The organism is Burkholderia sp. ZZQ-2 (assembly GCF_050768715.1).
Classification (GTDB): domain Bacteria; phylum Pseudomonadota; class Gammaproteobacteria; order Burkholderiales; family Burkholderiaceae; genus Burkholderia; species Burkholderia cepacia.
Genome location: NZ_LDVA01000285.1, coordinates 22,427 through 33,055, shown reverse-complemented (window position 1 = coordinate 33,055; position 10,629 = coordinate 22,427). Strand labels below are relative to the sequence as shown.

Genomic DNA, 10,629 nt, shown 5'->3' with positions numbered 1-10,629 from the left:
GGGTCGAACGCGAAGGTTTCGTGGCCCAGGCGGCTTTGTGCCTCCAGCAGCCGGCCCACCGGATCGTAGCGGTAGGCCAGTTGGCCGCGCCGCGTGTCGTTGATGTCGGTGAGCTGGCCGCTGGCGTCGTAGCGGTAGCGGCGCACCAGCAGGCGGCTGCCGCCAGCGGTTTGCGTGGCCGGCTCTTTGGCCTCGTGGGCAAGTACCTGCTCGCTCAACCGCCCCATGGCATCCCACTGCTGCTTCTGCAGCAGGCGATTGCCCTGGGTGCGGACGATTTCACGGTGCAGGTCGTCGCGCTCGTAGCTGACCAGTTCGCGCTCGTTCAATTGCAGGGCCAGCAGGTGTCCGCTGCCGTAGGTGAGCCAGCTTACGCGGTGCCCATCCGGGCGCACGGTAGCGATACGCTGGTTGAGCGCGTCGTATTCGTGCTGCCACACGCCGACCAGCGGCTTGCCGAGGCAGATGTAGTGCTGGTGCTCGCGCACCAGGTTGCCGGCCGCGTCGTGGAACCATTGCAGTCGGCTGTCGGCGTTGGTGGCCAGCGCCAGGTTGCCGTTGAGGTCATACGCGAAGCGTTCCACCTGCCAGGCTTGCTCACGCGGCGGCGTCTCGCCGGTTTGCAGCGCCGCGCGCCGCTCAGCGAGGCGGCCCATTGCATCGAAGGTGTAGGCGGTGATGCGCTGCCCGTCCACCGCGCGCGCCAGCTTGCCGGTTTCTTCCTCGTACTCGTAGCGCGTGGTGGCGCCATCAAAGCCGGTTTCGGCGAGCAGGCGACCCACCGGATCGTAGTGGAACTCGGCTTCGCGGCCGTTCTCGTTGCGCAGCGCGGTGAGCTGACCGAGCTTGTCCCACTGGTAGCGCAGGGTCTGGCCGGCCGCGTCCACCCGGCTGGCGAGCAGCCCGGCCTCGGTGTAGTCCCATTCGGTACGCCGACCCAGGGCATCGACGTGGGTCAGCAAACGCCCTTCGGCATCGCGCTCGAAGTGTTCTTCGCTGTTGTCGGGGTGGCGGATGACGGCGAGCTGGCCGGCCTCGTAGCGGTAGCGGGTGACGTTGCCCGCCGCGTCGGTGAACTGCACGAGCTGGCCGCGTTCGTCGTAGGCCCAGGCGCTGGCCTTGGCGGAGCAGTCGACGTAGCGCGTGAGCCGTCCATCGGCGTTGTACTCGAGCTGCTTGATCTTGCCGCTGGCGTCGGTGATGCCGATCGGCAGGCCCATCGGGTTGTACGCGTACTCGGTCTTGTTGCCGAGCGGGTCAACGCTCTCGGTCAAGCGGCCACGCGTGTCGTAGTCGCGCAGCCAGAGCCCACCCTCGGCATCGCTGATCTTGATGAGCTGGTTCTTCGTATCCCACGCGTAGTGCACCACCGTGCCATCGGCCCGGATGTGTTCGAGCAGGTTGCCGACCTCGTCGTAGGCGTAACGGTCTTCGCTACCATCGGTGTGGACATGGCGGATGACGTTCTTGGCATCGTCGCGGAAGAACCACTCGGAGCGTTTGTCCGGGTGGGTGATGCGGTAGGTGTAGCCGAGGATGTCGCAGTAGTACCAGGTTTCCTGCCCGTGGGCGTCGGTGACGTAGGTAAGGCGAATGTTCGAGTCCCATTCCAGCCGCACCTCGAAGCTGCCGTCGTCGGCCCATTCATGCACGGCACGGGCGTCGGGGCCTTCGCCCTGCCATGCGAGGTTCATGCCCCGGCCGGTGCGGTCGGTGTAGCGGGTGATCAGGTGGTGTTGGTACTGGTAGGTCCAGACCTCGGCGTTCTCGTCCTGGGCCAGCGTGAGGTCGCCGGCCTCGTCGTAGCGATACAGGCTCAGACGTCGCAGGGGCTTGTCCTCGCCCATCAGCCACAGGCCGATGATGCGGCCGGCCTCGTCCACGTCGGTGCCGAGGTGGGTGTGCGGCTGGCTGGGGTCGTCCTGGTAGGTGACGATGTCGGAGAGCACCACGCGCTCGCCTATGCGATGGTCGTAGCCCAGCAGCATGCCGGCGCCGCCGCGCAACTCGATCTGCGTGAGCAGGTAGCGGTCGCCATAACGCTGGTAGGTCTCGCGGCGCTCGAACCCTCGGCACAATGCCAGCCTGCTTTCGCCGACCCGGATCAGCGTGAGGTCTTCGATGCGGTCGTCGTGCGCTTCGCCCACCTTGGGCAGCGGGTAGTCGAGGCTGCGGCCATCAGCAGCGTGGTAACGCAGGCCGTCGCCAACCACGTCGAGGCGCGTGGTGTAGGGGGTGATCCAGCGCGCGCCGAATTCGCCCGCATCGTAGGCCCCCAGGCTGGAGCGGTAGGTGCGTGTCCAGTCGATGGGAAATGGCCCGGGGAGCGTGAAGTCGGTATGGCTGAGCGTCTCGCTGCCCATGGCGAAGCTGATGCTGCGCTCGGTCTTGGCGCACGTACAGCCTTCCTTGAGCGGATTGGGGTCCTTCGTAGTGGGGTGCTGTCTGGTTTGGGCCTCCATCATGCCTTCCGAGCCCTGTCTCTCCCCCTTGCTCGTGGTCTTGGGCTTGACGTTGGCGCTCTGGCCGGCGGCACCGCGCGCACGCCAGCGCGCCAAGGCGGTGACCAGGGAGGCGAGCAGATAGCCGATGCTGTTGGCCACTTTCTCGTCGCCCAGGCTGGCGACCTGGCGCTTGAGTTCCGGCGCGAAATTGCTTAACGCCTTGGTGTTGCGAAGCACCAGTTCACGCTGGCGCTCGTCGAGCAGGGTTTTGGCGGCAACGTTGGCGGCGGCCTTGCCGGTGGCTTTATAGACGCTCCACACGGCGCCAAGGAAATTGCTGATGCTAGCCTTGGGGTCATGCAGCAACTGATCGCCAGCGGCACGCATTTGCTCGGCCGCTGCCTTGGCGTCGCCGGATGCGTTGAGCTTGCCCGTGGCGAGCGCTTCGAGACCGCCCGCGATGTCGACAATCGCCTTGCCGCCCCAATCGCCCGCATCCTTGAGGATGCCGTTGAGCTTGCCCTGCGCCTCCTTGGCGAACTTGTCGATCTCGCCCACGATGCTGGCGTTGAGGTGGGCCACGAGCACGTTGACGAGGGCATCACCGAGCAGCGATTTGCCATTCAGCTTCAGCTCCTGGCGCACCAGGAACAGGGTCGGGCGCAGGCTCATGCGCGCTGCCGCCATGGTCGGCGGCGCCGGCAGCACGCCGATGAGGTTGATGCCCAGGCTGACCCAGTCGAGCAGTTGGCGCTCCTTGGCCTGCGACAGGGTGACGATATCGCCCAGGCTGTCGACCAGGGCGATGATGTTGCCGACCACGGGCAGCGAACCCGCCACGGTGCGGATGCGGTCGAGGGTGACCACGCCATCGCTGACTTTGCGCAGCCACTGGTCGAACTCTTGGGCGCCTCGGTTGACGTCGCGCGCATCGACGGTGTTCAGCGGCGCGACCGCCACCTGGGGTTCACGTTGTTGTTCCTGCGGCTTCGGGCTTGCCATGCGTGACTCGTGGTGTAGGTTGGCTTGCACGGCATGACCACGGCCGTGCTCGGTGATGAATGGGGGGTATTGGGTGGAGCGCTACGCAGCGGGGGCGGCAGGACCATTCGCGCGCCCGTGCCGACGCAGGGTGATGACCTTCAACACCTCGGATACCAGCAGCAGCCCGAGGTTGAGCGACAGGCTTGATCCCTCGCCCAAGTGCAATAGCCATGGAATGAATGACAGAGATGGCACCGCCAAGAGCAGGCGCAGCGGCACCTGGGCATAGGCCAGCGGCCGCCCCGCAGAAACAGGCAGGCCGACACGGCGATGGACACGGTGAGCAGCAGGGACAGGCCGAGCCAGACGGCCGCATGGTCGCCCGGCTCGTGCAATTGCCCGAATGCCTGGATGTCGTGGTACAGCGGAATGCGTCCGTCGGCGAAGTTGAGCCAGAGGAAGCGAATCAGATAGAGCAGATCCAGCCCGCCCCAGAACAGGTAGAGCGGACGCGTCACCACGGCACCTCCCGGTTTGAATCCGGATTGGCCGCTGTCCGCTGAACCGGCGTGGGGGGCCACGTCGGCGTGCCGATATAGCTGCTCTTGTCCCAGGGGGCGGCCGGGTCGTCGCCAGACTGTACGCGCGCGGGGCCGGGAGCCAGGTCAACGACAAGGGCGCGGCCGGCTTCGTCCAGCGTGCCGGTGAAGACTCGCCCCCGGGCATCTTCAACCTCGTAACTTCCATGGCTGACCGCCGCGCCGTTGGCGTGGGTGTTTTCGAGCAGCAGGCGTGTTTCTTTCATGGTTTGCCCCCCTTGATTTCGTGAACTTCGTCGGCAACACCGGGTTGCCAATGCCAGGACTTGCCGCCGATGGCCCAGGCATCGGCGCCTTCGAGATAGCGTTGCTTGATCTTCCGGGTCTCGCCGTAGGTGTGAACGGCCGAGTTTTCCTTGAGCCACGGATCGGCATCCGCGGGCAATGGCTTCCACTGCTGGATCTTGTCGCGCGTGGTGTTCATGTAGTCCTTGCCGTCGGAGCCGAACAGGCGCCCTTCGTCGCCCATGGAAGTCAGGCGATTGATGAACATGACCCCGGTGTTCTTGATGCCGTGGTAATCGTTGTCCGTGGTGACCCAGCGGCCGGGGCCCGATGCCGGCACTGACGGAGCGCCAACGTTCAGGGACTTCGCCATGGCTGGCACGGGCGCGGAGGCCTTGGGCTGCGACGGCATGACGCCGGCGACAAGAGCCTGGACCTGGCCGATACCGCCACTGGGCGGATTCGCAGGCCATTTGGGCACGCCGACATAACTGGCCTCCGACCAGGGGTCGGCGGGGTCAAGCCCAAAACGAATCTTTGCCGGACCCGGCGCCACGCCGGAGACCACGTTGCGGCCCGCTGAATCGAGCGTGCCCTTGAAGACTTTGCCGAGCGCGTCCTCGACTTCGAAACCGCCGTTCGCCAGGCCGCGCAGATTGGCGTAACGGTTGAACAGTTCGAGATTGCCCTGGCTGGGCTTGGGCGGCTCCGGAAAGCTGGTCGCCCGGCTCTTGGGCCCCGTGTAGCTGAACTTGGCCGCATGGCCCGTGTAGCGCCCGCTGGTCTGGTGGGTGATGCCGCCGGCGTTGTACACCGTGGCGCTGCCGCCGCCGTTGATGACCAGCTCGGTCTTGGCGTTCAGCGTGATGCGCTCGGCGGTGTACGTGATGTTGAGCTTGGCCAGCAGGTTGATGCTGTCCTTCAGCGCTCGGATGTCGATGTCTCCCGCCGCGGCTACCAGGCGGTAACCCATGCTCTGCACGAACAGGCGGATGCCACGGCTGGCACTGGCGAGCAGGCGCTTGCCGCTGGTCAGGCTGATGTGTTCCGTACTGCTGAGCGCAATGTGCTCGCCGCTGGCGATATGGGTCGAACCTGGCGTGCTGGTGGCGATACCCACCGGGCTGGCGACGACGACGTACGGCTGCGCGAATTCGGGAAAGTTGTTGCTCGCCGGATCGCCGGGGCCGTTGCCGACGATGCCCTGGTGCTGCTTTTTCAGCGCCTTGGCGACCATATCCTGGTCACCCGCCTCCTGCGCCTGAACTTCACGGGCCTGGGTGCCGAAGCCCTCCTGCTGCTCGCCGGCCACGTCCAGGCGGGCAGCGGTCTCCTTGAGGTCCTTGTGATGCTCGCTGGCATGCGGGCGCGGCTCGGTGGTCAGAAGCAGGCCGGAGCCGGCGCGCACCGCGCCGTGCTCGTCGGTGCGCAGCTCGAAGCCCTTGCCGCGCGCCTTGCCGCCGCCCGGGCGCGGGTGGACCAGGTAGCCCAGGTTGAGCGCACTGGCACCCTGGTCGCTGCGCAGCGTGGTGCTGATCTCGCCATTGGTGTCGTCGAACAGCAGTTCGTTGTTGCGTCCGGCCTTGTGCTCCTTGCTCTTGATGGTGCTGAGGATGTTGTGCTTGGGCAGCTCATACGGCGGCCGCTGCAGCGCCATGTACGTTCTGCCGATGATCAGAGGCTGGTCGCAATCGCCGTCGATATTGCCCACCAGGACTTCCTGGCCGATACGCGGGATGGCCATGTGGCCCCAGGTGGCGCCGGCCCAGTTCTGCGAAACACGGATCCAGCAGGAGCTGTGCTCGTCGGACTTGCCCTGCCGGTCCCAGGTGAACTGGACCTTGACCCTGCCCCACTCGTCGCAGTGGATTTCCTCACCCTGCGGCCCGACGACGATGGCGACCTGCGGGCCGTCGATGCGCGGCTTGGCCATCGGCTGCGGGCGCCATTCCACATCGTCGGGAATCAGCTCGGCGGTGTAGCTGTAGTAGGTGCCCAGTTCCGCGTCTGCGCTTTCCTCGGACTGGCTGGTGTGCTGTACGCCGCGATGCCTGATGCGCAGGGGCCGCCAGCCACGGTTGAGATCGGCGCGCGGATGGCCGGTGAGGTCGAAGGCCAGGCCGGGCACCAGGCGCGCATCGTCGCCTTCCACTTCGGCGGCGCGGGCGTCGCCGCGCAGCCCGAGCAGGCGGGTCCGGGTGAAGGGCCGCCCCGCCGCGTCTTCCTTGTAGCGGCCGGGGAATTGGTAGACCTCGTAGTCCTGCCCCTGGTGATCGAGCTGCGCGCCGTCGTGCTGATGCTCCTGGTTATAGGTCGGGTGCTTGAAGGTGTAGTCGCGCTGGGTCTGCCGCGCGGTACGCACGCGCTCGCTGTAGCGCAAGCGCCGCAGCGCCGGCGTGGGCTGGTCGCCGCCCGGCGTGGCGTTGTATTCGACCGGGCCGCCGTCGATGGAGCCGAAGATGTAGAGATTGTCTCCATGGACCAGGCGGTGGCTGTCATCGGCAAAGGCAAAAGCGTAGTAGAAGCCTTCTTCCGCCGCCAGCCGTGCGAGGAAATGCAAGTCGCTGTCGCCCGCCTGCACGCAGTATTCACGCGGCAGATGCGTCTCGGTCACCAACTGTTCGTAGTCGGTGATCTCGTGTTCCTTGAGCACCGCCGACAGGATGTCCGGCACGCTCTGCCGCTGGAAGATGCGCCAGTCGGCGCACAACCCTGCACGTGCGAGCCTGGGTTCGACCACCGCGCGATAGCGGGTGCGGCGAAAGCCGGTTTCCCCTTGTTCGAAATCGCTGACCAGGCCGTGGACGTAGCGCACGGGCTGGCCGGCGCGCCAGATGGTGAGCTGCGCGGGCTGGTCGAGAACGGCCGCGAAGTCGATCGACGGATCAGTGCTGGCCAGGTCGACCGACAGCGTGAACGGCTGGCTCAGTCCTTCTTCCAGCTCGAACGAAACCACGTCGAATTCGAGGCCCCCCGCCTTGAAGGTGAAGCGCATATCGGATTGTCTTGCCATCGATGCTCCAAGTGGCTGAGCACCTACGGTTGCTGCCGCTAGGGCAGAGTGGGCAGCAGGCTCTCAGCAGAGATGGACGTACATGGACTTCTCTGGACGCCAGCATGGGCATTGATTGATGGTGGGGATATGAGACGATTCTGAAAATTCACGCGGAAATCAGGCAACTTGTACGAAATTCAATTTGGTATGCAAACCGCTGGATATGGCTTCGTGGCGACCGTCGCGGCACGGGATTACTGTCTGCCCCAGCAAGGTAGTCGGTTCCACATATGGAGCAAGGCGCGCCCCTCGTCCAACAATAGGCACCCAACCAATTCCTATTCCTGCTCGCCCACCCGCACCGCCTCGGTTCAAGCTGTTCATACAGCGTCTCCAGCTTGACGAGGTGCAGATGCACGACGTGACCTGGATCGGCTCACGCATGTTCACGAACACGGCCGGCTACCACGACAGCTATCGCTCCAGCACGCCGCGCGTAGCATGGTCCTACGGCAGCACCCGCGATGCGGGGCTGGCGTAGGTGCCCGGCGGTGGCTATCCACGAAATCGACTCATCCCATTCAGCATCGGCCGCTTGGCCAGGTCGGCAAGCCGTCAGGGTGATGAGCTTCAGGCTCAGGCATGTTTCCGGATAGCCGCAGATAGCTCTGCAGCTTTTTGATAGAAGGCCTGGAATTTGCACACGAGTCGTGACGGCCTGCTTTGGCTGACGGGCGCGCGCAGCAACCCACGCAATCCAGGAATCGGATTGCCTTCAACCAGGCCACGAATCACGGCGAACTCGAAGAGGACCGACAAGTTGCCTTTCACATGAATGCCTGCCCAGGCCCCGTGTGCCTTGCATCCCTCCAGAATGGGACGAATCAGACTGGGGCCAATCTCGTCCATGCACAGGCCGTCCAGCCTGGGAGCCAGGTACTTTCGGATGCGGGACTCTTTGGTGCGGTATGAACTGCCGGCAAACACCGGCTTGATATCGGTCAGGTAGGCCTCGGTCGCCTTCGAGCTCCACTGAAATCCAGCCGGGAACCGTCAGACATTGAATCGTTCGTCCATTTCTGTCCGATTCATCCGTTTGTGTCCGACACCCTGGCTCTCCGACCCGACAATCACCCCACCTTCATCCCCCCAGGAGCGAACCGTGTTCGTGATCTTCGGAGCATCAGGCAACGTCGGCCAGTCGACCGTGACGACCTTGCGCAACGCCGGCCATCCCGTGCGCGCGGTGTTGCGCGACGCACGCCATCGTGAACGCTTCGCGCAGCTTGGCTGCGATGTCGTGATCGCCGAGCTGACGGACGCGAACGCGGTCGCATCCGCGATCGACGGCGCACAGGCCGTACAGATACTGTGCCCGGTACCCGTAGCCGACCCCGATCCGGCCGCGACGATGGCGCGGACGATCGACGTCGCCACCGCCGCACTCGCCGCAAACCCGCCGCCCGCACTGCTCGCCCTGTCGGATTACGGCGCGGAGCGCGAAGGCAACACGGGCATCACGCGTCTGTTCCATTACCTCGAGGAGCGGCTGAGAACGATCCCGACGCAATTGACGCTGCTACGTTCGGCTGAGCATCTGCAGAACTGGGCGCGCGTGCTGCCGGTCGCGCTCGGCACCGGCGTGCTGCCGAGCTTCCACCATCCGGTCGGCAAGGTGTTCCCGACGGTCTGGGCGCCCGATGTGGGCGTCGTCGCGGCGCGGCTGCTGCTCGATGCGCCCGAGGGCGGCAACGGGCCGCGCATCGTCAGCGTCGAAGGGCCGCAGCGGGTGAGCGTGACGACGATTGCGGATACGCTCGGTGCGGCGGCCGGCCGTGCCATCGTCGCGCATGAACTGCCGCGCGACACCTGGGCCGCGACGCTGCTGCGGGCGGGCCTCAGCGAACGCCATGCACAGTTGATCGTCGATCTCTACGACGTGCACAACGCCGGACAGATCGACGTCGAGGAGGGCGTGTCGGAGCGGCTTTACGGGACGACGGCGCCGGCCGATGCACTCGCGCAGCTGTTGCGCCAGCACGCGCGCTGATCGACGCGGCGGCGAGCGTTGCGCGTGTTGCGCATCACGCCTGTCGCCGCACCTTGTTCAGTACCGCATACGAAAGCGACCCGATCACGATCCCCCAGAACGCGGAACCGAGCCCGAGCCACGTCATGCCCGACGCGGTCGCGAGGAACGTGATCACCGACGCCTCGCGGTGATTCTCGTCCTCGAAGATCCCGTACACGTTCGCGCCGATCGCGCCGATCAGCGCAAGCCCCGCGAGGATCGCGACGAACGCCTTCGGCAGCGCGAAGAACACCGTGACGATCGTGCCCGCGAAGAGCCCGCCGACCAAGTAGAACGCACCGTTCGCGAGCCCGGCGACGTAGCGCCGGCCCGCATCCTCGTGCGCGTCCTTGCCGGTGCACAGCGCCGCGGTGATCGCCGCGACGACGATCGTGATCCCGCCGAAGCACGCGACCACGAGCGACATCACGCTGGTCGCCGTGATGATCGGGCGCGCGGGCGTGTGATAGCCGGACACGCGCAGGATCGTCATGCCCGGCAGGAACTGGCCGGTGAGGCTGACGACGACGAGCGGCAGCGCGAGGCTCAGCGTCGTGCCGAGCGTCCATTCGGGCGCGATGAAGATCGGGTGCGCGATGCTCGGCGACACGTTGCCGAGATGCGTCATCCCGAGCGCCGTCGCGAGCGCGGCGCCCGTCAGCAGCACGAGCACGATGCTGTAGCGCGGCAGCAGGCGCTTGAAGATCACGTAGGCCGCGATCATCCCGAACGCGAGCGCGGGCTGCTCCGATGCGGCGGCGAACGCGTGCGTGCCGAACGGCAGCAGGATGCCGGCCATCATCCCGCACGCGATGCCGCGCGGAATGTGACGCACGAGCCGGTCGAAATAGCCGGTCACGCCGATCAGCAGGATGATCAGCGCGGCCGTGATGTAGGCGCCGACGGCCTGGTTGAGCGTCAGTTGCGGAAACAGGCCGACGAGCAGCGCGGTGCCGGGTGCCGACCACGCGGTGACGACCGGCACCTTCAGCTTCCAGCTCGCGAACAGGCCCGAGATGCCCGCGCCGATCGAGATCGCCCAGACCCACGACGACACCATTTCATTGGACACGTGCGCGGCCTGCGACGCCTGGAAGAAGATCGCGAGCGGGCCCGCGTAGGAAATCAGGACCGCGAGAAAGCCCGCAGTGATCGCGGAAACGGACCAGTCGTTGCCGATCGTGCGGATTGCGCCGGGCGGGGTGTTCGATTGCATCGTCGTGGGGGCGTGCGGCGCGTGGCCGGGGGCAGAGCCGGGGCGAATGATTGTTGGAAGCCCCGGACGAGCCGCCATTCTGGACATTGGCGGCG

At 66.0% G+C, this 10,629-nt stretch carries 7 protein-coding genes and 1 pseudogene; 2 read left to right on the top strand and 6 right to left on the bottom strand.

What is annotated here, in order from left to right; all coding sequences use genetic code 11:
- The 4 genes from ABY44_RS23840 to ABY44_RS23825 form a co-directional block, all read right to left on the bottom strand.
- Positions 1-3,446 (bottom strand): DUF6531 domain-containing protein (locus ABY44_RS23840; RefSeq protein ID WP_431642419.1); only part of this gene is annotated, 3,446 nt, incomplete at its 3' end.
- Between the two features lie 140 nt (positions 3,447-3,586).
- Positions 3,587-3,946: a hypothetical protein gene (locus ABY44_RS23835; protein ID WP_431642417.1), complete on the bottom strand. Its 360-nt coding sequence runs from the start codon at positions 3,944-3,946 to the stop codon at positions 3,587-3,589.
- Positions 3,943-4,233 (bottom strand): hypothetical protein, encoded by a 291-nt coding sequence (locus ABY44_RS23830; protein WP_060172360.1) that lies wholly within the window; start codon positions 4,231-4,233, stop codon positions 3,943-3,945. The genes ABY44_RS23835 and ABY44_RS23830 overlap by 4 nt, the downstream gene beginning before the upstream one ends.
- Entirely contained in the window at positions 4,230-7,265 is a 3,036-nt protein-coding gene (locus ABY44_RS23825) for a type VI secretion system Vgr family protein (RefSeq protein ID WP_431642414.1), read from the bottom strand. The genes ABY44_RS23830 and ABY44_RS23825 overlap by 4 nt, the downstream gene beginning before the upstream one ends.
- 343 nt (positions 7,266-7,608) lie before the next feature.
- On the opposite strand from ABY44_RS23825, the pseudogene ABY44_RS23820 reads away from it, so the two are divergent.
- Positions 7,609-7,785: pseudogene (locus ABY44_RS23820) on the top strand (conjugal transfer protein TraG N-terminal domain-containing protein); the annotation flags it as partial.
- Between the two features lie 98 nt (positions 7,786-7,883).
- Here the strand turns inward: ABY44_RS23820 and ABY44_RS23815 are convergent.
- On the bottom strand, positions 7,884-8,156 hold the full coding sequence (locus ABY44_RS23815; protein WP_155637985.1) for a hypothetical protein: 273 nt from the start codon (positions 8,154-8,156) through the stop codon (positions 7,884-7,886).
- Positions 8,157-8,409: 253 nt separating this feature from the next.
- On the opposite strand from ABY44_RS23815, the gene ABY44_RS23810 reads away from it, so the two are divergent.
- Positions 8,410-9,297 (top strand): NAD(P)H-binding protein, encoded by an 888-nt coding sequence (locus ABY44_RS23810; RefSeq protein WP_091925117.1) that lies wholly within the window; start codon positions 8,410-8,412, stop codon positions 9,295-9,297.
- 34 nt (positions 9,298-9,331) lie between these two features.
- Here the strand turns inward: ABY44_RS23810 and ABY44_RS23805 are convergent, their stop codons facing one another.
- A complete protein-coding gene (locus ABY44_RS23805) occupies positions 9,332-10,534 on the bottom strand; it encodes a benzoate/H(+) symporter BenE family transporter (RefSeq protein WP_060174124.1) in 1,203 nt (400 codons plus the stop codon).
- Between the last annotated feature and the right edge of the window lie 95 nt (positions 10,535-10,629).